This window comes from Acidobacteriota bacterium, from assembly GCA_016715115.1.
GTDB lineage: Bacteria > Acidobacteriota > Blastocatellia > Pyrinomonadales > Pyrinomonadaceae > JAFDVJ01.
In genome coordinates this window covers 644,436-670,333 of the sequence record JADKBM010000004.1, presented here as the reverse complement: position 1 = coordinate 670,333, position 25,898 = coordinate 644,436, and the positions used below count along the sequence as shown (strand labels likewise).

The window sequence follows — 25,898 nt, the reverse complement described above, 5'->3', positions numbered from 1 at the left end:
GTTTTCTACTCAGCTTCATTTCAAGTTCGCCTTGATCGCGCTCCATTCTTTTCCGACTCGAAGCAGTGCCATATCAAGATCGCGCGATGCGGCGGCAGCCTGTGACGTCGGCGCGGCGTCGACGTCCTGGAGCAGATCGAGTAGCGATGCGAACGCGCTGTGCAGTCGATTCAAAGGAAGATCGGGAAGCGCCCTCGGTCCGTTGCCGCCAGTGCCGTTGAGCAACCCGTCGACGCGCTTCTCGAGCCCTTTTTCCTTTATCTTTGCTTTCAGCGACTCAACCTCGTCAATAAGTTCGCGCGTGCCGCGTACACCCTCAAAGGCCCGCATCGACAAGCTGAACTGCATCTGCAGATCGGCCGCATTTGCCGTCACTCGCGGATCCATCCGAACCTTCAGGCTTTGCGTGTATGACTTCCCATCGACCGTCAACTTCAACGTGTAATTGCCCGGCATTACGAATGGTCCGAGCGGTTCGAACGGCGTGTCTCGGTAGATCGCCGAGATTGGAAGGTCGAATCCGTCGACCGCTGGCCGCGGGTAGCGAAGGTCCCACACGAATCGTTGCATACCAGGCTCGTTGATCAGCCGCTGATGCGGACGGATCCAGTAGGTCGGGAACCGGAGTCGATTTTCGTCGTATTCGAGCGGTTTGTCGTCGCTTGAGAATTTTCGGACCGATACGCCGGCGGCGTCGAAGATCTCAAGGAGGACCGGCGAAGTCGGCCGCTCCTTAAGATAGTAATTGATGATCGCGCCGTCCGGCGGATTCTGGCCAGCCGGCTCTTCGGGCGGGAAAGGCGTGTCGGTGTGAACGCTCCGGCGGACGCGCGTCGCAAGCTGCGGCGCGAACAGCGAATTGCCGGATGAAGTATTCGCGTTGATCTGCCGAAGCGGCGTGATGTCGTCAAGGATCCAGAACGAGCGTCCGTGCGTTCCGGCCACTATGTCATCCCGGTGAACGACGAGGTCGCGGATCGAGGTCGCCGGCATGTTGAGCCTCAGCGGCTGCCAGTTCTCACCGTCGTCGATTGAGAAATACACGGCCTGCTCGGTGCCGCAGAACAGCAAGCCTTTGCGCACCGGATCTTCGCGGACGGCATTGACGATCCCGCCGTCCGGGATTCCGTTGACGATCTCTTTCCACGATTTACCGCCGTCGCGAGTACGGTATATGTGCGGTTTGAGGTCGTCGAGACGGAACGTGTTGACCGCCGCATACGCGGTGTTAGCGTCGAAGCGCCCGCCGTCGATCAGCGAAACTTTCGCCCACGATTTGAGTTGCGGCGGTGTGACGTTCGTCCAGTTCTTGCCGCCGTCGCGCGTGACGTGGATCAATCCGTCGTCGGTTCCAGCCCAGATCGTGTTGATGTCCTTGCAAGACGGCGCGACCGTATAAATGACGCCGCGCCGCGGCATTGTTTCCATTTCCTTCGTGCGGTAAACGCCGATGTTTTCGGGGACTTCCCATTTTTCGCGCGTCAGGTCCGGACTGATGATCTCCCAACTCTTGCCGCCGGTCATCGTTTTGAAAATGACGTTGCCGGCGTAAAAGAGCGATCTCTTGTCGACGGGCGAGAAGATCACGGGCGCGGTCCGCAAGAATCGGTATTTGCCGGTTCGAACCGCCTCTGGCGCAACGTTCTGGACCTGTCCCGTTCGCTTGTCGAATCGCGTCAGTTTGCCGCCGTAGATTATGTTCGGATCGAGCGGATCGGGCGCGACATAACCGTATTCCTCGACACCGACGGTGCGCCAGTCTCGTCCGATGATCGCGCCCGTGTCGCCGCGAGATGAAACGCCCGCCGAGCCCGATTCCTGTTGTCCGCCGTAAACCCAATACGGATACTGGTCGTCGGTGATGACGTGGTAGAACTGCGCCGTCGGCTGGTTGTACCAACTTGACCAGGATTCGCCGCCGTTGACGGTGATCGTCGCGCCCTGGTCAGTCGCGAAGAGCATCACGTCCGGATGTTCCGGATTGATCCATATCCGGTGATAATCGTCACCGCCCGGCGCGCCCTTGAATCCGGTGAACGTCTTGCCGCCGTCGACCGATTTGTACGATGCGATGTTCGCGACGAAGATCGTGTCCGGATCCTTCGGATGTACTTTGAGTTCAGCAAAGTCGCTGCCGCGTCCCCATAGCCGAGGGTCGCCGTTGACGCGTGTCCAGTTTTCCCCGCCGTCGCGCGAAACATAGATTCCGGCAACCTGCGGATTGGCGTCGACGGTTGCGTAGAGCCGATTCGCATCGCTGCGTGAGATCGCGAATCCAATACGTCCGAGTCCTTGTTCGAAGGTTGGCAATCCTTTCGTCAGTGGCTTCCAGGTGTTTCCGCCGTCGGTCGATTTTTGGAGCCCGCTTCCCGGACCCTGCCACGCGCCGTTCTCCCACGGTCCCTGGCGTCCCGCCCAGAGATCGGCGTAGATCGTGTTCGAATCGTTCGGCGCGAATTCGACCTGCATCGCGCCGGTGTCGACGTCCTTGTAAAGCACTCGTTCGAAGGTCGTTCCGCCATCGGTCGAACGATAGATGCCGCGTTCCTCATTCGGGCCGTAGGGATGGCCGAGGACGGCGACGAATAGTCTGTTTTCGTCTTTTGGGTCGACAGCGATCGAAGCGATCTGCTGGGCCTCGCGCAAACCCAGATGTTTCCAGGTCTTGCCGCCGTCGTTCGAACGGTACATTCCGTCGCCGGTCGACAGATCCGGCCGTTGAAGCCCTTCGCCGGAACCGACATAGATCACGTTCGGGTTCGACGGCGCGATCGCGACATCGCCGATCGATCCCGTCGGCTGATCGTCGAAGATCGGCTTCCACGTCCGCCCGGCATCGGTCGTCTTCCAGACACCGCCGTTGTTGACGCCGATGTAGAACACGTTCGGTTGCGACGGAATTCCGACGGCTCCGACCGTACGGCCGCCGCGAAACGGGCCGATCATTCGCCATTTCATATCTTGGAAGAGTGTTTGATCCACTTTCTGAGCAGACAGCGGCAACGCGAAGAACACATAAGAAACGACGATCGTTAAGACAAAAGCGAATGTACGAAACATCTGAAGGGTCTCCTTTCTCTGGATGGAAAAAATTGCGGCGGAACGATAATTCAAGAAGTGCTTGCGAATCACTCCCGCGCTGATTATAGTTGCTATTCACGTCGCGGCAAAGCCAACGCGGCAGCCTCCGAATAGGCTGAAGGCCCGCTTTCTCGGAGCCTTTTCAAAATTCGAACCGTGCTGAATAAATTGTCTCCACTGCGTCGGCTTTGGTTGACCAATTGATGTGATTAACCTATAATCTGATATTTTCGACTGGTGAACAAATTTTCGCCAATTCCGAAGGAGCTAATCACACAATGAGTTACGCAATTATCAGAACAGGTGGAAAGCAGTTCCCGGTGACGACCGGTCAAACCTTGCGCGTTCCGAGGATTGAAGCCGAAGCCGGCAAGAAAGTCGAGCTTGAAGCACTATTGGTCGGCGAGGGGAAAGACGCGAAGATCGGCGGCGACGCGACGGTCAAGGCGACCGTCGTCGGTCACGGCAAAGCCGATAAGGTTATTGTTTTCAAGAAGAAACGCCGCAAGCAGTACAAGCGCAAACAGGGTCACCGTCAAGGTTTCACCGAGATCACGATCGAGAAGTTTTAGGAGGAGGACGGATTTCGGATTGGTGATTTCTGATTTCGGATTTCTTATCGATCCGAAATCCCAAATCCTAAATCCCTAATCCCAAATGTAGTTATGGCTCATAAGAAAGGTGTAGGATCATCACGCAATGGCCGCGATTCAGCGGCACAACGGTTGGGACTTAAGAAGTTCGGCGGCGAGCACGTGCTCGGCGGCAACATTTTGGCGCGTCAGCGCGGCACGAAATGGAAGCCTGGCAAAAACGTCGGTCGCGGCAAGGACGACACGCTCTTCTCGCTTATCGAAGGATTCGTCAAGTTCGAGAACAAAGGTCAGAAAGGCAAGTTCATCAGCGTTTACGCTGATGGCGCGCCGGAATTGGCTCCGAAAGCGGCTTAATAGCTGCAAGCATTATGAAAACGCCGGCGTCGCAATTTGCGATGCCGGCGTTTTCCCGTATTCATTGCTTTCAAATATACGGAACTATGATCTTTTGTCCCGGTTTGATCAGATTCGGGTCGGGACCGATCTCTTCCTTGTTTCCCGGAACGTCGTAATAAAGGAATTTCCACTTGTTCATATCGCCGTAGTATTGCTGCGCGATCTTCGACAACCAGTCGCCGGATTTGACGATATGGATCCTCTGGCCGCCCTTCCCGCCGCCGGTCGGCGGCAGACTGCCTCCGATCTGCGGATTTACCTGAAAGTCCGGTTTCTTTTCGATCGGCTTCTCAACCGGCTCTTCCTTCTGCAAACGCTCGAAACACTTGTTGTAAACCATCTTGAAGAGCGGAAAGGCGTACGATTCGACGGCGATGGCCCCGTTTCGGTCATCGGCGGGCGTGAGCAGTGTCGGTTGGGGTTCGCCGTACTCCCAGATAGTGTCGCGCGGTTCGTTCGTATAGGGATTAGTCGCCGTTCCCCAGGGAGTTCCGCCGACTCCGCCGTGCGTCGCGTGAAATTCCGATGTCCAGCGAACCGTTTTTCCCGCGTCCTGCATTGTCGTGCCGCATTTTCCGAAGGTGATCCGCGAGTGCGTTGACCAGACATTGCGTGTCGGTTGAATTACGTACTTGACCGAATCAGCAATTTTCGTGTTGGCGAAGTTCCCCCAACCGAGGCTCGCAGAACGGTCGACCGGATCGAAGAGGATCATGCATTCGACCGGAATCTGCTGGTAGTATTTCAGCCACCAGGCAACCTCGATCATCGCCGCCGCGCCGCGACTGTATCCGCCGAGAAAAACGGCTTTCGCATTTCCCTCGTTCCAGTGTTTGACGACATAGTTGTACGCGTCTTCCGCGTACCATCGCGTGTCGACACCCCAAGTGTAAGGACCTCGATGATAATACGGAGGCTTCGACCAGTATGTGCTTTGATACTGATAGGCCAACCGCCTGACAAAGCTTTCCTTGAAGGTGTTGCCATAGTCGTTGTCGTTTTCCGCGGATGTGCCGTCAATTCCGGCGTAAATGATCATCTTAAGTCTCCCGTGATTATGATTATCTGTCGTAGGTTATTTCCGATATTGATTCGGTTGATTCGAAGGTATCGGGAATGGATTTCCCTTCTTCGGAACCCGTGCCGCCATCGCCCGGCCATCGGTCGTCGTCCACGGCTGTCCGTAGAAAAGAGCCGCCGACGGGCCATTCAGCCTTTCGTCCAGTAGACTGCCGCCGGTGGGAATCTCCGTGTCGACCAGATATGTGTTGTAACCGAGATTGATGTTCCCGCGTTGTTCCGGATGGAGTTCCGGTAGTCCTTTCGCAACGACCGTCCAGCGGAGTGTCCGCCAGACCTCATTGTCTTTTCCGACGGTGCAGACCCAGTTGCCTTTGTAGTCTTCAAGCGCGAGCCGATTCGTGTCGCGGACGTTGCCCCACGTCAGCGGCAATGTCATTCGGACCATCTGAAAACGGATCTCTTCCTCGTACGGCAAGCCGGCTTTGTATTTTGGCGTCAGGCGATCCTGATGGATTTCGCGATACCAACGCGGGAGAGTGGCGACGACTTGTGTCGCATACGGCATCGGCCCGGGCATCGAAAGCGCCTTTCCGTTTACCGTGCATCGCAACTCTCCGTGCGGGATATTTTTGCCGACGTCGGAAGGTGAAAGGCTGAAATGGAGCTCAACGTGATTCGCGCCGCTCCGCTCGGGACGCTCCGAAACGTCAAAGTACGGGATATAGCCGCTTGGACGAACGAAGATGAACGAAACCGGCGCCTCGTTGTGGCGATTGATGTAGTAACGCGGCGGATCTGTTCCGGCTCCCTGGCCGGACGGCACGCGGGCGACGGTGCGGACATCGATCTTGTATGTCCGAACGAATTGTTCCTGATTTGTAGCGCCGTTGACGACAAAGACGCCAACTTCAAACTCGCCCGTTTCCTTCGTCGCCGATTTGCCCTGCCAGCATTCGGCGGTCCGCAAAAAACTCTCGTCGACATCATTCGCCGTCTTGCGGTACGCCCAGGCTCCGCAGCGCGTCGAAAAGACCGTTCGGCCCGCCTTCGTCACGACGAACTTCAAGCCGCTTCCGTCCGGGTAGTTGCCGATCACGCGAACCCAGTATTTCAATGTCCAACCGGTCGCCGTCGGTATGTTGTTGCCCTGCAACTCGGTTGTCGAATAAGCCTCAAACCAGGTGAAGCCATCGTCAACGATATCCTGCCGGTTTTGCGCGAACGCCGAAAGGGTCAACAGAAGAACGGCGACCGTCAGTTTTGCTGTTTCTCTCAATCTCATCCAATTGCACCCCAAGAAAATATTCGCGATTATCCCATAAAACCAACAAAACTCCATACTAAAACAACTCGCTACGACTTCGTGAAGTCTCCGAGATAGCGACGTCAACGACTGCTGCCTTTTGCCGTTTGATCACAACTTGGAGTATGAATGCGATCAGTGCCAGCGACCGGCCCGGACCCGTTGAACTTCGGCATATTTGTATTCTTCTTGTGTTTAGCGTCGCGAAAAGTCACGTCTGGAAAACCTTTTTTCGAGTTGTGCGAGATTTTTTCAGTCAGGCCGAAAGCTGTTTTCCACAGCCTTCGCGTCCGTCCTACGGTGCTTCGTCCTGCAGTAAGTTGTGCGTCAAAGACTGTTACGAAGTTTTCCACAATCTTTTCCACAGGGCTGCGGAAAACTTATCCACAGGTGGCGAAAAGAAATGTCAATTTAGGGGGTAAAACCTCAAGTATTTTCTACTTGACTCGAAAAAAAAGGGGAGTAGACTGGAAACATAGTCGAGATTGCTTACGGGCATTTTGACCGGCCCAGGGAGAGGCGAGCGGAGCGGTGACGCACCGTTCGAGAGCAGCGAAAACGGAAACTAGTTGCTATTACGCCCTGGATCGAAGCCGAAAGGCTTGGCTCGCGAGAGAGCCGAAAGGCGATCTCAGGCCATCCGGATAAAAACGGAAGGCGCTCGACGGCAAGGAACCACCGGAGAGGAGCGAAAGTCGTCTGCAGGCGAAAGTCGGCAGGCCTCGTTGCCGGGAACGTAACCGGCGGTGGAGGAAAAGCCACCACAACAAAAACCTAGCGGCAAGCCGGATCGAAAGACGAGGCGCGAAATGCGAAAGCAGAGTAGAATTGCTGACCGGAATCGGTTCTCCGTTGAACGATGTTCGGTATACAAAAAACGGCGGCGAGTAGGGTGTACATTTGAAAGCCGCCAACCTTAAAAAGAAGCTTCGGCGGACGTTTAAGGACAAAATTAAGGGCCGGGTCGAGAAATCGACACGGCTCTTAATTTTTTGTTTCAAGATTCAAACCGATCACTCGGTCGAGTAGTTTTCCCCCGCGAAACGGGCGAAGATAATTGATCTTGCGGCGTCCGCTTCGCGTATGTTGCTCTTTTCGCGGATTCCAATGCGCCTCCGTCGAAGGTCTATCAGAAGGTCCTCGGCCGAACCTAAAGGAGCGTGCTCGACCCTCTAAAGAAACGAATGAAGATTTCAGGCCCTGCTCGCCCGTATTTGACCTGCTTACCGATTTTTAATGGACAAACGCATTCGGTACCGGCAGGTCGCCCGCTGCGCCGAACTGCTGGATAAGAATGCCGGCGGTCGGGAGCTGGGCGTACCACGTCGAGGTCGACGGGCGGAAGATGGCCGCGTCGGCCTTGCCGTCGCCGTCGTAATCGCCCGGCACCGGCACATCGCCCGTCGTACCAAACGGGAACGCATAGAACGAGAAGTCTTCCGATCTCAAAACGTACCAGAAGCCAGTCGAGGGCCTGAAGACCGCGATGTCGGCTTTGCCGTCGCCGGTGTAGTCGTCCTGCACGGGACGGTCGGTCGAGACTCCAAAGCTGAAGACGCGAACCTGTGTGTCCGAGCTTCGCAGATACCACCATGAGCCGTCACCGGGGCGAAAGACCGCGATGTCCACTTTGCCGTCGCCGTCGTAATCGGCCGTGACAGGCTTGTCCGTCGAGAGACCGAAATTCAATATCGAAGTCCCGCCGCCGCCCGAATTCAAGACAAACCACGTCGAGGTCGAAGGCCGGAAAACCGCCGGATCGGTCATGCCGTCGCCGTCGTAATCAGCCGGAGCCGGAATATCTCCGTTCGCACCAAACGGGAACGAGAAGAATGAAGAATCCTCGCTTCTGAGAATAAACCAGAAACCGGTCGAGGGCCGCCAAAAAGCGATATCCGTCTTCCCGTCACCCGTGAAATCTCCCGGCACGATCTTGTCCGTCGCCATCCCAAATTGAAGCGCCGGCACCTGCCCGTCGCTGCTCCGCTGATACCACCACTGCCCAGTCGACGGCCTAAATATCGACAAATCCGTCTTCGAATCACCATCAAAATCGGCAAACTGAGGCTTATTAACAAAGTTCAAGATTGTTAGATTGGTCTGCAAGTTGCCAAGACCGGAGGAATTGATCGGATTCGACAATCTAAGATAGAAGTTCTCATTCCCTTCATATACACGGTCGCCCAATATCTGAACAGAAACTGTGGCTGAAGTTTGTAATGGAGAAAACGTAAGAGTGCCGCTCGTCGCAACGTAGTCGCTCCCGGCCGTCGCGGTACCGTTCATGGTTTGGAAATCGACCGTTACCGTTTCTGTCGATTGATTCGTAAGCACTACTGGAATATCGACAGATCGTGGGCCTCCAACTGATGGTTCCGTGACAGAAATGCTCTGAGCTGACGATATGTAAGGTCTGTATTGGCCATCAATTATAGAAAACGCACACGACGCCGGAGCGATAATTTCCGAGTTTGGACCGGTCGGATTGCTAAGAACCAGACTTAGGGATTCGACTCCTTCATAAACGTTGTCATTAATTGTGTGAATACTAAGTTGCTTTACGGTTTCACCGACCGCGAAGTTCAGCGTCCCGTTTATGGGCACATAATCCGATCCGGCGGTTGCTGTCCCGTCTAAAGTCGCATAGTTAACCGAGCTCGCGACTGCCGTATTTCCGCTTCTAAATACATTGATAGTTGCATTCGCTGCCCCTTCGTATACGGAACCCGATGATCGCTCAAGTGCATACCCAAGCGGAAGCGTTCCAGAAGCCGAGACGAGGGGACTCTGGACTATGAAAATCGAACTATTTCCATCGCTGGCTCCCACTCGAAAAGCCAATCCGTTGGCACCCCAACGGATAAGGTTCGATGGGGATATATTCGGGTACGGATTCGGATAAGGAATTGTACCCTGCAAATTATACGTATCCATATCGAACGCTACGATACTGTCGCTCGTGAGCATAAATGCCTTTCTCAAATTTGAATCAACAACAATTGATTGTCCTCCAAAATACGATCCCGGTGGGTAAAACTGTCCTGAAATTGCTCCTGTCTCCGGATCTAAGACACGGCCTTGGTTGGTATACAGCCGTCCGGACTCAAACAAAATATTTTGATTTGCAATTTCGGTAACCCAACGAAACGTGTTCAAAACGCTGAGGCCGTTGGCGTCAACCGCAAGTTTCGAAAGGCTTGACGGCGTTGCGCCGTCAAAAGCGTATATCACGTTCGGCGTTCCATTATGTTCGAGATCTCCACCAAAAATGTTTGCCGACAAGGGTCTCGCAAAACCGTTGTCATATATCTTGACTCCGTCTGATCCTCGGGATACTACTAAAGAATCAGTTGAACCTGGTAAGACAAGAAGATCGACGACATTGTAATTGCTGAAGGGCAAACTGAATTGTAATCCCGAGGTTTGATTAGCGGTATCAAAGCGGCGAATTGCGTTAGCTCCGCGCAGATGTGTGTAAAGCGTACCGCCATCATTCGAGAGCGCAAGCTTTGCCGGTTCGCTCCCAACAAAAGTTGAAGAAATGACATTTCCGTTGTTTGGATCAATTCTCGTGATTGTATTCCCTAGACCGGGACCCGCAACACCTGGAATGCTTGCATATATGTTCCCGTCGGACTGATTGTACAAGATGTCGTTATTGCGAACATTTACGCGCCTGATAAACGACATGACGGCGGGCGAGGGTGAAGGTGTCGGCGTCGGGGCCGGCGGCAGAATTATTCCTGGGCCTATCAAGTCCGACTGAACGAAATAGGTTAGATTGTCCTCAACGCTAATTGCAACCCCATTTGATCCCCAACGAACAATGTCGACCGGATATCCAGAAACGCCAATAGCAATGGTTCCTATCAGGACAAAAGTATCGATGTCATACGCACTAATCTCTATTCCGGTGTTTCCGCGTATCGCAAAAAAAGCGCGGCGCGACTGAATGTCAACACAGAATGGACGTTCCGAGCCATAGGAGTCGGCCCGGGGAAACGTGCCGATCGCGTTCCCAGATACAGGATCCAAAACCTGTCCATATGAATTGTAGAGACGTCCACCAATAAACCTCAGTTGCTTGCCTGCCGATCCCGGAGCTGATGAGACAGAAGCTATACCACCAGCATTAATCGTCATTCTTTGCAGAAGGTTACTATAAAAGGTGTTACCGAAAAGTAATGTGTCGGTATCCGCAAAAGTTATTGCCTCGCCCGAACCACCGACATTTGTTCTTTGCACACCATCGTCGAAGATCGCTATCCCCCTCGAACTGGAAGTAACCGCGTCAATTCGAGACACTGCCACGACGCTGGAATTTGTGGGCGAGACTGCAAGATCAAATGGCAATAATGCCCCATACGCGGCACTAATGCCAGCCGGAAAGAGTTGGCCTGCTGAACCGGAAGAGATATCAAACCGCCTGATCGCCCGCGCTCCGTCCAACGTAACATACAGCGAATTCCCGTCATTTGCTAACACAAGCTTATTCGGCTCGCTGCCGACCCAAACGCTTTTTTCGATAGCTCCCGTCGTCGGATCGATTGTTACAATTGAATTACCAATGGAATCGGTTCCGCTGGGAATACTGGCGTAGATTTTGTTGCTTTGCGAATGGTAAACAAGAGCATTTGACCGTCTAGCGAATGCGTTAATGCTTGTGACAAATTGCGGCGAGGTGACTTCGGCTTTGGCAGTTTTGGCTTCGGAACTTTTCGGTTCCTTTGTGTTCGGCACGAACTTGCTGGCGGAGGCCGAAACACCGGTCCACCAAATTGCGGCACAAGTCGAGGTTAGCAATAAAACTAATGGGATAAAACGACTATGGACGACGAATCTATACATATGGGTTTAAGGTTCGAATTGTAAGTCTGAGATGAACAAAAGAGACTCTGGATTAGCGATTTACGCGATTTGGTCACCTACGCTTGTCCCATCAATGAGTGTATAACAAACACGACGAGCCCCACAACAATTTTGAACACTCGAATGCAGATGTTTAATTCTTGTTTTCCGAACTTCATTTTCATTGCCGCTTACCATAAAGGCAATGCGGATTCTCGTTGTAAGACTTGGATCGATCGGGGATATTGTGCATACGTTGCCTTCGCTCGCGGCGGTGAGAGGGCGTTGTACTTTTTTGGCGACGGTGCAAAAGCAGGGCAGGGAATATTGGAAGCGTTTGATGCGCAGAATCCCGGAAGTTCCGTCGCCTTAACGATAAACGGTGCCGTCGACGGGTACTATTACAAGCGACCAGGGCAGGCCAGAATTTATTTCCGCGGATCGAAGTCGGATATTCGAAACAATCCTCGATTATTGCTGCATGAGGTTGTCCATTTAGTTTATCCATCGATTTTTTCAAGCGACTCAGCTACTAGTTGGAGGAACCTCGATCATATACTCATTACGAAATTTGATATCGACAAACGTCCAAATGAGAGCGACTCTCGGACTGTTTCCAGGTTTTTCAATACCGGTTGCAGAACAGAAGACAGGTTTGGTAACTCAATCCCGTAAGATTTTCGGATTGAGAATTCATAAATGGAGAAAGAAATGTCAAGAAAATCGCATCGTGTTCAACTACTTTTCGCCGTTTTGACCAGCGCCGGCCTTATGCTGCTCACGCATTCGCTCTGGCACAGCGATTCAAAGGATCCGATTTCAGTTGACGTGAAGGCTCAAAAGGAAAATGAGGATTGTGACCTGATTGACTTCCGTTACCTGATCGTTTCTGACGATCGATTCACACCGAAATCGCGCGATATTTTTGTCTTTATGGACAAGAAGTTGTTCACAAAAGAAAATCTCACTAAGCTGTTCGCTCGACTTGCCCCGAAGTATACGGATGCAAAAATACTTAGCATAGTGGTTATCACAGATTGGGAGCAATTTCGCGACTGTGCCGCAACCGGTCGTGGAGGTACTGATCAAAAGCCGTCCGACCCGAATTTGCTTGAGGCCAGATACTATCGGGATGAAAACCGAGAGCACTTTACTTATATCCCCGAACCCGGAAAGGATTATGTTAAGGTCGACTTGAAGAGGAAGTGATTGTCAGATGATAAATCCCGAGCAACGGCGGCGTAAATAGTGTGAACTCGTGTGCTCCGCCGGCGGCAAAGGCAGTGCTAAAGGGCAGAGTCCCGCGAAAGAAAAGGCGTTGCCGAAATGATGAAATCCAAATGAAGAAAGAGGAGCTTTGCGATGAAAGTTGGCTTGATTGGTTGTGTATTGGTTGTTTGGTTTCATGGACTGTTCGGGGTTGCCTGTTTCGCACAACAGGATCCGGGCGAGGTTGAATATCGTGAAATCTGTTTGATCCCGGAATCAGATGGTGCCGCTCGTTCCGTTAAGTTCAATTCCTATCCGGTCGATAAACAGATCGACATCTATTTGTACTCGCAGGTCGCCTTCGAGGGCGGCAAAGGAGATTTTCTCCGATACATTATCAAAAACGGCAACAAGAAGGTCCTTGGAATTTTTTCACGAATTCGTACCGAGAAAAGGGCGTTGTTCCGGCTGTTATTAATAATTGCGATCGACCGCATTGACAGCGAGACGAAGGTTTTTTCGAAACGGGCGGAACTGCTGGAGGAACTGATGACCCTTAAGATCGTATCGGACGAGGGGGCCGACGCAGTTGATCGGTCAATCGATATGGATTTTGAATCGATACGAAAAGAGATAATTGACCGATCGAAACGGAAGTAAGATCCGGACGAGATTGGGAAACGGCAGGCGAAATCCGGGGCTCCGGCGCGCGGCGATACCGACAACGCGATCAACATTCCGTACACGATGAACTACACGCACGATGCTTTCGGTCACATCACGCAGTTTTCCGGCGCCTATTACAACACGCAGCACACGTCGAACTATTCTTACGACAACACGAACCGCAGTCCGTACTGGAGTTACGACGCCGAGGGGAACATTACCATCGACGACGAGGCGAGCTACACGGTCGATGCGGCCGGACGTTTGGTCAGGACGTCGCAGTTCGATCCCGACAGCGGGCTTCCGATGGCGCCGACGCGGGATTGGTTCGACGGCAACGGGCGGTTGGCAAAACGCGTGAAGAACTTCGGATCGACCGATCCCGCGCCGCAGGCGAACTATTATCTGCGGTCGTCGGTGACGGGAGCGGTCCTGTCGGAGACGGATCAGACGGGGCGGAAATTGAAAACCTTCGTGCCGGCGAACGGGACGACGCTCGCCGAGCAGGAACTGGTGACGATCGGCAGCACGACGACCGAGAAACTGACGTTCATCCATCAGGACCCGTCGCTGGCGAGCCTTCAGCGGACCGACAACGCCGGCAACCTTGTAAATTCGAACGCCCGCGCGGGCGAGTACGACGCTCTCGGACGCAACGTCGCGGATGCGGGACCGTACGTGACGCTCAACACCGACCCGCCCGTCGGCGATTCAGGCGGTTCGGGAATCAACCTCGACGGCACCGCCCAAGGCTACCGCCCGGGGCGCGGAAACTATCTCGTCGACGGCCTCCCGGTACCGGAAGACTACGCCAGGGATCTGATCAATTCGGGCCGGATGGGCGGGATCTTCGGAGTGGTCGAAGCCGCCGTCAGAATATCGAACCGGGATGGTCAATGGATCGACTCGGACGGGCCGTGCACGGTGTCGCCGGGCAACGACTTTTGTGTCGGGACAGCCACGCGCTACTTTCAGCTAGACTCATCCTGGGGCGCGTCGGGTTTGATGAACGGAATGCGGGGAACGCCGTCGACGGATGATCCCGTTTCGCATGTTACTTCCGCTTCGGGTCCTGATCCGCTACCGCCGCCACTCCCTCCGACTGATTGCAACAATAAGGTGTTGGTTGACGTTTCAAACAACGCTTCAGATGCATCCTCTGATGGAGCCGTGAGTAAGACGCCGTACCTGAATGCAATCGTGGCACAGGACTTCAACGACGCCGTATGGGCAATCGCGGAAGGCGGCGTTGTCGTTGGATTCACCGATTTATTCCGACCGTTCGACGTGCAGGTCGAGTATTGGCGTCGTTATCAGGAAAACCAGAAAGCCGCCGCCAACGGGGAAAATATCCCTTATCCTAACATCAAGAAGGCTGCCCGTGTAACGCCGAATGATTATCCAGGGCGAAGTAATCATGGCGCTGGGTTTGCCTTCGACATGGGCCTAAATTTCCAAAATAGACGGTTGAAGCGTGGTAAATTCAAAGGGAAAACTGTTCGCGAAGTATTTGAAGCCTTCGGCTTCTTGCGAAACGAGCCAGATGATTACCCGCATTTCAATTACAAGGTGAAGCCGACGGAAGCCCAAAAGTTGGAAGCACAGAATTACTATCGCGATTGTCTTTAGGACGATTGCGATTAGCCGCCAGATATTGTGAATTGAATTTGTTGAGGTTTTGACAACGGTGTGTTTTCTGGCGAATTCGAAACGGGTACAGAGAATATGTTTAAGTTCTTTTGCATTGTGTTGCTGATCATGACGACCAGTTGGGACTGCGCCAGAAGCTCGAATCCGGACGCAGATCGTGAAAGTGGGCCACTGGTGAAAGATGATCCACCGAAGTTCGGCTCGATGCGGAAGATAGAGATGTCATTCGCGGCGTCGATTGCCGTTAAGTCAGACAACGGATTTTTGATCATCGGAAATGACGGAATGGCGCTGTTGGATGAGAAGGGCGACCTGGGACAGTTCCAGAAATTCAAAGTGGTCTCGCAGTTGCATTTCGACCGAAACGCGGGAATTCGACGTGATCGAGAACCGATTCGAGATCCTCAGCTATGTTCGCCGACCGCAGGAATATCGGCCGGGATCACGGTGGTCGTCTTTGCCCAATGCGATCACAGTGACGAAATTTGGCGAGTTGCAAGAACCGGGGAAGAAACACGTGTTGACGTCATCAGTTTTCCGTATTGGGACGAAAAGAAGAAGAATCAAACTCTTTTGACTGCCGTGTCGGGGAGCGGCGGAAGTATCTTCCTCGCCGGTAGTCAAAAGAACGACCCGATCCTGCTCGAAGTGAACCCGGCGACGTGGGCTTCGCGAATTGTGTGGAGAGGCGACGCCAAGCTTGGAACCATCGAAAAAGTGATGTTCATAGGCGCTCGAGGATATATGCTTTTTAGTAGCGGAGCTTTCTATCGATCGACCGACAAGGGGGAAACGTGGGACCGATCATCGCCGGTATTTGGCGAATTCGCGATCGGTCAAACAGATATGGACTTTCGCAACGAGAATGAAGGTGCCGTCTTAGCGAAAGGCGTGATCTATGCGACGAAAGATGGTGGAACGTCGTGGCGCAAGGATGAATCTGCGATAGGGGATGAAGATGGAACGGTTTCGCTCGACAGCGATTTGTCGCTGATCACGACCGGAAACGGTGGAATTGCATTCAAATCCAGTGATTCCAACGATTGGACTCACCAACAGGTACTTCCATCCATGCCAATCGCATTCGCGGCAGTACAAAACCGCAAACTGGTCGTTTTTTCGCAAGGCAGCTTGTTCTATTCCGCACTGCAAGACCGTCGATAACGTCGTAGCCAGATTCCTGCTTAAGTGAAACAATCGGAACACTTGAGCAATCGCTCTACTTGATGAGGTTTTTCGAATAACTCGTGCGCCCAGAAACACTTTTCCGTCGGATGGAGAACCACTGAACCGAGGATCGCACCGCAGTCCTTTCGGGTTAAGATTGATGCGAGCGGACGCCAGACGAAGATAAGAGTGAAGGACGTGCGTGGATCGAACCGCTATGATCTTTTTGCAACTACTGGAATTGCGGGTAAATCAAATAAAGTCATTGAGTTCATGGTTGAGCTCGAGGATAAGACACTTCGGGATGTGAATCTTCTGAAGCCGACGAATGACCCTGATCAAGACGCCCTAAGCGTCTCCGATTTTCCCAACTGGTTTTACTTGGGCGTTGGTGACCCAACGGTCAGTGAACACCCAACAATGGTTCTGCCATTTTTGAAAAAACGGACGATCAAAGTCGAAGGCGGTTTTTGCTCGCTTTGGATATCTGAGTTCCAGCGTAATTCCGTCGAACGTAACGTAGTCGATTCGGCAGTCCTGGAGATAACGTTTCAGACTGAATCGTGCGATTGTATGATCCCTGGAACCGACGCGGTGGGGCAATCATTATCACGCCCCGCGATCGGCCTGCGCGCGGCGATACCGACAACGCGATCAATGTCCCGTACACGATGAACTATACGCACGACGCTTTCGGTCACATCACGCAGTTTTCCGGCGCCTATTACAACACGCCGCACACCTCGAACTATTCTTACGACAACACGAACCGCAATCCGTACTGGAGTTACGACGCCGAGGGCAACATCACCATCGACGACGAGGCGAGCTACACGGTCGATGCGGCCGGACGTTTGGTCAGGACGTCGCAGTTCGATCCCGACAGCGGGCTTCCGATGGCGCCGACGCGCGATTGGTTCGACGGCAACGGACGGCTGGCAAAACGCGTGAAGAACTTCGGTTCGACCGATCCGGCGCCGCAGACGAATTATTATCTGCGGTCGTCGGTGACGGGAGCGGTCCTGTCGGAGACCGATCCGACGGGGCGGAAACTGAAAACCTTCGTGCCGGCGGGCGGGACGACGCTCGCCGAGCAGGAACTGGTGACGATCGGCAGCACGACGACCGAGAAACTGACGTTCATCCATCAGGACCCGTCGCTGGCGAGCCTTCAGCGGACCGACAATGCCGGCAACCTTGTAAATTCGAACGCCCGCGCGGGAGAGTACGACGCTCTCGGACGAAACGTCGCGGATGCGGGACCGTACATAACGCTCAACACCGACCCGCCCGTCGGCGATTCAGGCGGTTCGGGAATCAACCTCGACGGCACCGCCCAAGGCTACCGCCCGGGGCGCGGAAACTATCTGGTCGATGGCCTCCCTGTACCGGAAGACTACGCCAGGGATCTGATCAATTCGGGCCGGATGGGCGGGATCTTCGGAGTGGTCGAAGCCGCCGTCAGAATATCGAACCGGGATGGTCAATGGATCGACTCCGACGGGCCGTGCACGGTGTCGCCGGGCAACGACTTTTGTGTCGGGACAGCCACGCGCTACTTTCAGCTAGACTCATCCTGGGGCGCGTCGGGTTTGATGAACGGAATGCGGGGAACGCCGGCGACGGATGATCCCGTTTCGCATGTTACTTCCGCTTCGGGTCCTGATCCGCTGCCGCCGCCGTTCGATGTTTTCAGGAAGCCGGAAACTCAAAAAGCATATGATCTAGCACTCGCCCTGTTAGAAGACGAGAACTGCCGGGGCGCCGTTTCATCCGCTGGCATCAAAGATCCCTCGGCCCTTCTGAAGGAACTGAAGGCGGCAGGTTCTATCAAGGAACTGGAAAATGAGGACAGCGGCTATACTGCCTACGCTTATCAGCGAAGGCAGGGCTGGTCAACTGGAGGTATTGACCTATACAAGGAGTTTTACAATCCCAACTTAAATAATCAAATTGGAGGTAAGGACGCAAAACAACTGAATCTGACCCTTGAGCAAAGACGTGCATTGGTCATGTTGCATGAGCTGGCGCATGTTACAGGTCGTTACATCCATGCAACCAATTTCGCCGACGAAACAGAGAGTGTCGCGACCGTTAACCAGCGGATCTATGATGCCTGTTTCATGCGAAGCGAAGGTGCAGGGGCAAAGGCAAGGGTGCTTTGACAGTTTCGAGTTAAAGGATGTCGAGGAAGGCAATTTCGGGGTGTTCTATGAAGCTATTGATTCTACTTGTGTTGGCAGTCGTCGCAACGGCTATGCTTTCGTGCACGGGAGATATTCCGGCTCCACCGGATCCGATCCGGGATTTTGCGGTCGCGGATTCCGAGAACATCTGGATCGTCACGCGAGATTCGGACGTTTTTCACCGTTCGGGATCAGAGGTCGAAAAAATCAAGCTGAAGGCACGTCAGGTGTTTTTCTTGAATTCATTCGAGGGCTGGCTGCTTGGCAAAGACGGTCAGACCTGGTCAACAACCGACGGCGGGGCGAAGTGGCTGCCGCGCGGAACGATCGGTTATGATCAGATGAGCGATTACGGCGGGCAATTGGTCTTTGCGAGTAATCTCGACGGCTGGATCGTCGGGGCCACTGGGATCGTTTGGCTGACCGAAAATGGTGGTGATACTTGGAGTCGCGTTTACCCAAACGACGAACTCAACTCCGAACTGCGGGGCCGCGGTTCGATGGGTTATGTTCCGATCGATGCCGATAATGGGTGGATGGGAATGGACGGCGGCTACATCCTGCGAACCCGAAACAAAGGCAAAACGTGGGAAGTTACAAGCGTTGGTGATGACTGCTCAATCCTTTCGCTTTTTCCATTTTCGAATGATGACGCGATCGCGTTCTGTTTTGAAAGAAGCAGGATCTTGCGGTGGAATTCGGTTGAGGGAACTTGGATGGATGGGCCGCGAAATCGAGAGACAGCGAACGTCGGGATCTTTTCAGCATCTTTTTCTTCGAAGCACGTCGGCTGGGCGGTGGGAATCGAATTCAACTCTGACACGCGTCAGAAGGCGAAAGGAGTGGTTTTAAGAACAGTCGATGGTGCCGAAACATGGCAACGACAGCAAGTCGAGGTCTTTGGCGAGCAATGGAAGAAGGTGAGGTTTTTGAACGAAAATGACGGTTGGCTCGTCAGTCAATCAACCGTTTTTAGAACAACCGACTCCGGCGGAAACTGGAAGGTTGAGTTCGAGGCAGACCCCGTTGTACGAAAACCGTGGCGATTCAGAAAGTGAAATGCGCAAGAACCGGAGCCGAGGGTGAATTGAAGTCCCTCGTGCCGGCGAACGGGACGACGCTCGCCGAACAGGAACTGGTGACGATCGGCAGCACGACGACCGAGAAACTGACGTTCATCCATCAGGACCCGTCGCTGGCGAGCCTGCAGCGGACCGACAACGCCGGCAACCTTGTAAATTCGAACGTCCGCGCCGGAGAGTACGACGCGCTCGGGCGCAACGTCGCCGACCCGGGACCGTACGTAACGCTCAACACCGACCCGCCCGTCGGCGATTCAGGCGGTTCGGGAATCAACCTCGACGGCACCGCCCAAGGCTACCGCCCGGGACGCGGAAACTATCTCGTAGACGGCCTCCCGGTACCGGAAGACTACGCCAGGGATCTGATCAATTCGGGCCGGATGGGCGGGATCTTCGGAGTGGTCGAAGCCGCCGTCAGAATATCGAACCGGCGACATTGTTTCACAGCGCTCTTGACTTCAAATGCGGAGGTGGCGCGAAACCGCTTGGGGTCAGATAAGTCTGCAGGAGAAAAACATGATTCGGCTATTTGTACTCTTTAATGTCTTGGTGTTTTCGGGGCTGAGCGTTTTGGCCTGTCAGTGTGATCAGGTTCCAATCTGCGCGGATTATTCAAACGCGAATAATGTTTTCGTAGGAACGGTAATAAGCTTGGAAGAATCGACCTTCCAGGGAACGCCGGTGACGATTGTCGGGTTTCGGAATGATCGTTCGTTCAAGGTTAAAAAGGAAACAAACGTCAAGTTGCGCTTTTTACGAAGCGAGTGTCGAAGCGAGTTTAGAAAATCTGAGCAATACCTGGTATTCGACGAAGGTGCGACGTTTCATGATTCTTGTAACCGAACGCAGAAGTTTAGCGAAGCTTCTGCGGATACGCTTGTTGTGAAGTGGTTGAGCGGCAAGGAAGTAAGCGTGAGTGTCGGCGCCAAACTGGAAGGGCTTTCCGAAGACGAGTTGAAGACAACGAGAATCTCAATATCGGGTGCCGATTCGGTCTTCCAACCGGCACTTACCGTAGATGGCGGATTCAGCCAAGCGGTGCCGCGTTTCGGCACTTATCGCGTTGAAATTGAGATTGAGCTGATTGATCAACGCAAAGTGAGCGTCTTTTCGCTCTCAAGATTCGGCGAAACATCATTCACCAAGAACCAAGGCAGTCGAGCGCTGGTTAGATTCGAAAGCGGACTCTTCTCAAACGGCTGTGACTTTCGGCGAATCCTCTTTCAAACCGAAACCCGGACAACACCGAAGACCCGATGCGGCTAAGAATCACTTCGGAATGGGATCGGATCGAACTATCCGCAATTGCGCGGTCAAAACAATCTGAGGATCGGCTACACGTACAATCTCGGCAGCGGACTGAAACGGGTCACCGAGCCGTTCGGCTACGACCTCAACTACGCGGTCGACAGAACCGCTCGGTTGACAGGCGTTACGGGCGACGCTACGGCCGACAAAGCGGAAACTACGCCGGGAACATCCAATATCGTGCTTTCGTGAAGGAATAAGCCACGAAATTTGAGGAGAAAACTATGTTCACACGAATACGACATATTCGAAAGTGCTTTTTTTTGATCGCGACCGTGTTGTTCGCGTTTTTGTGGGTTGGCCCCAAGTGGATTACCGATTTGTTGCCTCAAAACCTTTCCGGCGATATCGCGGCGCAGGAGAGGAGTGTCGAATGTGATATTTTCGATTTCAACCATTTCATAATCAATGATGCGCGCTTCGGCCCTAAGTCTCGCAACATTACAGTTTTCATGAACAAAAGCCTGTTCACTGAAAAAGATCTCACCAGACTGTTCGCGCGACTTGGCCCAAAGTACTCGGACACAAAAATACTGATCATTACCGTTCTTACGGATTGGGCGCAACTTTCCGATTGTTCCGCAACCGGTCTTGCAGACGCTTCGGATCAAAAGCCGCTAGACCCGAATTTGCTCGAGGCTAGATACTATCGGGATGAAAACCGAGAGCACTTTACCTATATCCCCGAACCCGGAAAGGACTATGTTAAGGTCGACTTGAAGAGGAAGTGATTGTCAGATGATAAATCCCGAGCAACGGCGGCGTAAACAGTGTGAAATTGTGCGCTCCGCCGGCGGCAAAGGCAATGCTAAAGGGCAGAGTCCCGCGAAAGAAAAGGCGTTGACCAAAATGTCCAAATGAAGAAAGAGGAGCTTCGCGATGAAAGTTGGCTTGATTAGTTGTGTATTGGTTGTTTGGTTTCAAGGACTGTTCGGATTCGCGTGCTTTGGTGGTCAACAAGACCCGGGCGAGGTTGAATATCGTGAAATCTGTTCGATCCCGGAATCAGATGGTGGTACCGCTCGTTCCGTCAAGTTCAATTCGTATCCGGTCGATAAACAGATCGACATCTATTTGCATTCGCAGTACGCCTTCGAATGCGGGAAAGGATCATTTCCCGGGTACATTTCGAGAAATGGTGAGGGGAAAGTCCAAACAATTTTTTCACGAATCCGATCCGAGAAAAGGGCGGTAGACCGTCTAGGTTTGATTGTTGTGATCGAAATGATTGACCGGGAGACGAAGGTTTTTTCGAAACGCGCAGATCTGCGGGAGGAACTGATCACCCTACAGATCCCGTCCGTTGAGGGCGCAGACGAAGTTGACCGGTCAATCGACAGGGATTTCGAGTCATATCGGAAGAAAATAATCGACCGATCGGGTCATCCGTGAACAATGGGCGGCAGTTCGTCGGCAAAATCCGCAATTACAAATCCCAAATCCCAAATCCCAAATCCGAAATCCCAAATCCGAAATCCCAATTCCGAAATCCCTTCATTCGTATCTCAGCGCCTCGATCGGGTCGAGACGGGCGGCCTTCCACGCGGGCCAGAGTCCGAAGATTATCCCTAGTCCGACCGAGACGACGAAGCCGACGATCGGCGCCCATAAGGGAATATAGGTCGGAATGATCATCCGGATCAGCAGCGAAAGCCCGACGCCGAGGGCGATCCCGAGAACGCCGCCGAGGCCCGTAAGCGTCGCCGCCTCGATCAGGAATTGCGCGACGATATCCACGCGGCGCGCTCCGATGGCCTTTCGGATTCCGATCTCTTTCGTTCTTTCCGTCACCGAAACGAGCATAATGTTCATCACGCCGATGCCGCCGATGAGCAAGCCGACGCTTGAGATCGCGACCATCAGAGCGAAGATCCCGCCGGTAATCGCGCCGAACTGCTCGATGATCTGATCGGATGTCTGAACGCCGAAATTATCCGGTTTATCGGCCGGCACTTTTCGGGCCCGGCGCAGTATCGAACGCATTTCCTCGAGCGCTTCCTTCATCTTTCCGGGCCTCGCGGTCGCGATGATGAAGCAATCTTCGTTCGCCGGAAAGAGTTGTTTGATCGTTTTGAATGGAATATAGACCGTCTTGTTCTCGTTGTTCGGGTCGTCCGCGCCGACGAGAAAGAGTTCGCGCTCCTGCAAGATACCGATGATGCGATAGTTGCGCCCTTCGATCTGAATGTCCTGGTCGAGCGCATTCGTGAACGGAAACAGTGTGTTGGCGACGTCGATGCCGATGACGGCGACCCGTCCGCGCCGCGCCTCTTCATCGGCGGTGAAATATCGGCCCTCCGCAAGATGCGAAACTCCCATCTTGAAATAGTCCGCGTGAGCGCCCATCACCGCGGCGTTCGTCATTTCTATCTCTTTGTTGCGGATATTGACGCGTTCGGTGAACGGCCCGACGGTGAAATCCACGGGCGACATAAACGGCGAAACGAACTCGCAGTTCGAGCATTCGGCGCGAATCGCATCGGCGTCTTCTTCCTTCAAAGGTTTGCGCGTCCGTTCTTCCATCGACGGATTGATGTTGAATCCCGGATCGAACTTGAAAGCGTAGATCGAATTCGAACCGAACGCCTCGATCTCTTTCGAAACGCGCGCGTCGATGCCGGAAACGAAGGCCGCGATGACGATCGTCGTGATGGTTCCGATGACGACGCCGAGAATCGTCAGAAACGAGCGCAGTTTGTTCTGCCACAGCGTGACGATCGCCATCCGGAAATTTTCACCGAGATCGGTGTTGAAAACGCGCATCGCAAATCCTCGCTCAATCGGCCCGCAAAGCTTCGATCGGGTCGAGTCCGGCCGCCTTCCAGGCCGGGAACACTCCCGAGATCAGTCCGACGCTGCTCGATACCGTCAGCGCGATCGCGACCCAGAGCAGAGGCAGCGACGTCGGAATCGAAAAGAGAAGCGCGACGAGTTTGGCGATCGCATACGCGATCCCGATCCCGATCGCGCCGCCGATCAAGGCAAGCGTCGTCGATTCCGCAAGAAACTGCTTCACGATGTCGAATCTCCTGGCGCCGATGCTCTTGCGGATTCCGATCTCTTTCGTTCGTTCGGTAACGCTGACGAGCATTATGTTCATAATCACGATGCCGCCGACCACGAGCGAGATCGATGTCACGCCGATCGCGGCGATCTGGATCGTTCCGAAGATCTTGTCGCGCAGTCCGTTGATCGCGCTCGGCGTGACGATCCCGAAATTATCCGCCTCGCCCGGTTCGAGTTTTCGGCGAACCCGCATCAGCGTCCGCGCTTCGTCGATCGCCAGGTCGTAGGTTGCGGGACTGGTCGAAGTCACGCTCGCGGTGATCGTCCGGCGGATTCCGTAGATCGACAAGAAGGTCGAGAGCGGAACCGAGGCGTACATATCCCGAGTTTGACCGAAGGCCGAACCGAGAGCTTTGCCGACCCCGACGACCTTGAAAGTGCGTCCGTCGATCTTTATCGTCTGCCCGAGAGCGTCGCCTTTCGGGAAGAGTTTCTCGGCGGTTTCGGATCCGATGAAGCAGACGAATTTTCGGGTTTCGTCCTCGAGATTGGCAAAATAACGTCCTTCGGCAGCCTCGATCTTTTCGATCTCGGCGACATTGGGCGTCGTCGCCTTTACCTGAACGTTGGACAGCGTCTTGTCGCCAAATTTGATATCGGCGATCGTTCCCGACTTGCCGCCGGCATCGCGAATCGAACCGCCGGCCGTTTGAAGCGCCTTGAGATCCTCAAACGTGACGTCGCGATTTCGACGTCGCGCAGCGTTGAGCACCTCGACGCTTGAAAAATCATCGATCGAGAATTTCTGGACGCTGAAGGCGTTCGTTCCGATGTTGGCGATCTTTTCGTCGACGTAGGCGTTGAAGCCTTCGACCAGAGCAACGACGACGATGACCGTCGCGACGCCGAAGATTACCCCGAGCAACGTCAGAAAAGACCGCAACTTGTGCGATAGAATCGAGGCGAAAGCGAGTTTTAGTGCTTCAAGGAATGGCATGCTTCAACCTGCATCAATTCTCTCAGTCAAGGACCTAATACGAAAACCCTTTGATTTTGTTTTTCGCGATGCGTTTTCGCGGGAAACTGCCATTACTCCGGAAATCTCGGAGGATTCTCGGCGATTTCGATGTAATTTGATACGAAATCGACAGAAATGACGGCACAAAACAACCTTTTTTCCCAAATCTAACGATTTTTTTCGGAGGGAAGTTTCGGGATTTCCACAGCCTTTGCGAGCATGTTCGAATGCTTCGTCCAGCAGTAAGTAGTGCGTCAAAGACTGTTACGAAGTTTTCCACAATCTTTTCCACAGGGCTGCGGAAAACTTATCCACAGGTGGCGAAAAGAAATGTCAATTTAGGGGGTAAAACCTCAAGTATTTTCTACTTGACTCGAAAAAAAAGGGGAGTAGACTGGAAACATAGTCGAGATTGCTTACGGGCATTTTGACCGGCCCAGGGAGAGGCGAGCGGAGCGGTGACGCACCGATTCGAGAGCAGCGAAAACGGAAACTAGTTGCTATTACGCCCTGGATCGAAGCCGAAAGGCTTGGCTCGCGAGGGAGCTGAAAGGCGAACTCAGGCCATCCGGATAAAAACGGAAGGCGCTCGACGGCAAGGAACCACCGGAGAGGAGCGAAAGTCGTCTGCAGGCGAAAGTCGGCAGGCCTCGTTGCCGGGAACGTAACCGGCGGTGGAGGAAAAGCCACCACAACAAAAACCTAGCGGCAAGCCGGATCGAAAGACGAGGCGCGAAATGCGAAAGCAAAGTAGAATTGCTGACCGGAATCGGTTCTCCGTTGAACGATGTTCGGTATACAAAAAACGGCAGCGAGTAGGGTGTACATTTGAAAGTTGCCAAAAAAATCGAAGGCCGCGCTGAGAAATCGGCGCGGTCTTCGATTTTGTTGCGGAAATTCCAGATTCCAGAAGAGATTCCAGATTCCAGATTCCAGATTCCAGATTCCAAGGATTCCAAGCCGACTTAAAAAGATTCCAAGCCGATTTCAGGATTCCAAGCCGATTCCAAGATTCAAGAAGGCTGTCGGAAAAAGCCGTGGAAGCAACTCCGCTCCACGTGGTGCAATCGTAAGTTCGCGTGCTCCGCACGCTTGAAGAAGCCACTGGAATTGTTCTGGAATCTTCGAATGACTTGGAATCCCTGGAATTGCCCTGGAACCTTAAAATTGACTTGAAATCCCTGGAATTGCTCTGGAATCCTGAAATTGACCTGGAATCCCTGGAATTGCTCTCGAATCTTCGAATGACTTGAAATCCCCGGGATTGCTCTGGAATCTTCGAATGACTTGGAATCCCTGGAATTGTTCTGGAATCTTCGAATGACTTGGAATCTCTGGAATTGTTCTGGAATCTTCGAA

General features: G+C 53.5%; 21 protein-coding genes. 14 read left to right on the top strand and 7 right to left on the bottom strand.

The genetic code is table 11. The features are described 5' to 3' along the window. Positions 1-15 precede the first annotated feature (15 nt). Positions 16-2,946 (bottom strand): glycoside hydrolase, encoded by a 2,931-nt coding sequence (locus IPN69_05195; protein MBK8810112.1) that lies wholly within the window; start codon positions 2,944-2,946, stop codon positions 16-18. A 413-nt stretch (positions 2,947-3,359) separates the two neighbouring features. On the opposite strand from IPN69_05195, the gene rplU reads away from it, so the two are divergent. Continuing rightward, the gene (gene rplU, locus IPN69_05190; protein MBK8810111.1) at positions 3,360-3,653 is read left to right on the top strand and encodes a 50S ribosomal protein L21; all 294 of its coding nucleotides are present in this window, start codon (positions 3,360-3,362) and stop codon (positions 3,651-3,653) included. 93 nt (positions 3,654-3,746) lie between these two features. After that, on the top strand, positions 3,747-4,031 hold the full coding sequence (rpmA, locus tag IPN69_05185; protein MBK8810110.1) for a 50S ribosomal protein L27: 285 nt from the start codon (positions 3,747-3,749) through the stop codon (positions 4,029-4,031). 70 nt (positions 4,032-4,101) lie between these two features. On the opposite strand, the gene IPN69_05180 is transcribed toward rpmA, so the two are convergent. From IPN69_05180 to IPN69_05165, 4 genes are all read right to left on the bottom strand, one after another. Beyond that, complete coding sequence (locus IPN69_05180) at positions 4,102-5,112, bottom strand: LysM peptidoglycan-binding domain-containing protein (GenBank protein ID MBK8810109.1); 1,011 nt, start codon at positions 5,110-5,112, stop codon at positions 4,102-4,104. A 36-nt stretch (positions 5,113-5,148) separates the two neighbouring features. Next, a complete protein-coding gene (locus IPN69_05175; protein ID MBK8810108.1) occupies positions 5,149-6,378 on the bottom strand; it encodes a hypothetical protein in 1,230 nt (409 codons plus the stop codon). A gap of 104 nt (positions 6,379-6,482) precedes the next feature. Then, entirely contained in the window at positions 6,483-6,752 is a 270-nt protein-coding gene (locus tag IPN69_05170) for a hypothetical protein (protein ID MBK8810107.1), read from the bottom strand. Between the two features lie 880 nt (positions 6,753-7,632). After that, entirely contained in the window at positions 7,633-11,247 is a 3,615-nt protein-coding gene (locus IPN69_05165; GenBank protein ID MBK8810106.1) for a VCBS repeat-containing protein, read from the bottom strand. Positions 11,248-11,958: 711 nt separating this feature from the next. On the opposite strand from IPN69_05165, the gene IPN69_05160 reads away from it, so the two are divergent. The 11 genes from IPN69_05160 (at position 11,959) to IPN69_05110 (ending at position 21,246) form a co-directional block, all read left to right on the top strand. Next, on the top strand, positions 11,959-12,456 hold the full coding sequence (locus IPN69_05160; GenBank protein MBK8810105.1) for a hypothetical protein: 498 nt from the start codon (positions 11,959-11,961) through the stop codon (positions 12,454-12,456). Between the two features lie 153 nt (positions 12,457-12,609). Next, positions 12,610-13,116: a hypothetical protein gene (locus tag IPN69_05155; GenBank protein ID MBK8810104.1), complete on the top strand. Its 507-nt coding sequence runs from the start codon at positions 12,610-12,612 to the stop codon at positions 13,114-13,116. An 87-nt stretch (positions 13,117-13,203) separates the two neighbouring features. Then, a complete protein-coding gene (locus IPN69_05150) occupies positions 13,204-14,751 on the top strand; it encodes a D-alanyl-D-alanine carboxypeptidase family protein (protein MBK8810103.1) in 1,548 nt (515 codons plus the stop codon). A gap of 60 nt (positions 14,752-14,811) precedes the next feature. Further along, on the top strand, positions 14,812-15,936 hold the full coding sequence (locus tag IPN69_05145; protein MBK8810102.1) for a hypothetical protein: 1,125 nt from the start codon (positions 14,812-14,814) through the stop codon (positions 15,934-15,936). A 192-nt stretch (positions 15,937-16,128) separates the two neighbouring features. Then, entirely contained in the window at positions 16,129-16,614 is a 486-nt protein-coding gene (locus IPN69_05140; GenBank protein MBK8810101.1) for a hypothetical protein, read from the top strand. Continuing rightward, a complete protein-coding gene (locus tag IPN69_05135) occupies positions 16,611-18,104 on the top strand; it encodes a hypothetical protein (GenBank protein MBK8810100.1) in 1,494 nt (497 codons plus the stop codon). Before IPN69_05140 ends, IPN69_05135 begins: the two co-directional genes overlap by 4 nt. 47 nt (positions 18,105-18,151) lie before the next feature. After that, a complete protein-coding gene (locus tag IPN69_05130) occupies positions 18,152-19,183 on the top strand; it encodes a hypothetical protein (protein MBK8810099.1) in 1,032 nt (343 codons plus the stop codon). Continuing rightward, positions 19,180-19,749, top strand: a complete 570-nt coding sequence (locus IPN69_05125; GenBank protein ID MBK8810098.1) for a hypothetical protein — start codon at positions 19,180-19,182, stop codon at positions 19,747-19,749. Before IPN69_05130 ends, IPN69_05125 begins: the two co-directional genes overlap by 4 nt. Then, positions 19,724-20,473: a hypothetical protein gene (locus IPN69_05120; protein ID MBK8810097.1), complete on the top strand. Its 750-nt coding sequence runs from the start codon at positions 19,724-19,726 to the stop codon at positions 20,471-20,473. The genes IPN69_05125 and IPN69_05120 overlap by 26 nt, the downstream gene beginning before the upstream one ends. Positions 20,474-20,512: 39 nt before the next feature. Continuing rightward, entirely contained in the window at positions 20,513-20,707 is a 195-nt protein-coding gene (locus IPN69_05115; GenBank protein ID MBK8810096.1) for a hypothetical protein, read from the top strand. A 32-nt stretch (positions 20,708-20,739) separates the two neighbouring features. Then, the gene (locus IPN69_05110; GenBank protein ID MBK8810095.1) at positions 20,740-21,246 is read left to right on the top strand and encodes a hypothetical protein; all 507 of its coding nucleotides are present in this window, start codon (positions 20,740-20,742) and stop codon (positions 21,244-21,246) included. A gap of 763 nt (positions 21,247-22,009) precedes the next feature. Here IPN69_05110 and IPN69_05105 read toward each other — a convergent pair. Next, positions 22,010-23,278: an ABC transporter permease gene (locus tag IPN69_05105; GenBank protein ID MBK8810094.1), complete on the bottom strand. Its 1,269-nt coding sequence runs from the start codon at positions 23,276-23,278 to the stop codon at positions 22,010-22,012. A 13-nt stretch (positions 23,279-23,291) separates the two neighbouring features. Further along, the gene (locus IPN69_05100; GenBank protein MBK8810093.1) at positions 23,292-24,518 is read right to left on the bottom strand and encodes an ABC transporter permease; all 1,227 of its coding nucleotides are present in this window, start codon (positions 24,516-24,518) and stop codon (positions 23,292-23,294) included. A gap of 849 nt (positions 24,519-25,367) precedes the next feature. Between IPN69_05100 and IPN69_05095 the strand changes: the two genes are divergently transcribed. Then, complete coding sequence (locus tag IPN69_05095; protein MBK8810092.1) at positions 25,368-25,508, top strand: hypothetical protein; 141 nt, start codon at positions 25,368-25,370, stop codon at positions 25,506-25,508. Positions 25,509-25,898 lie beyond the last annotated feature (390 nt).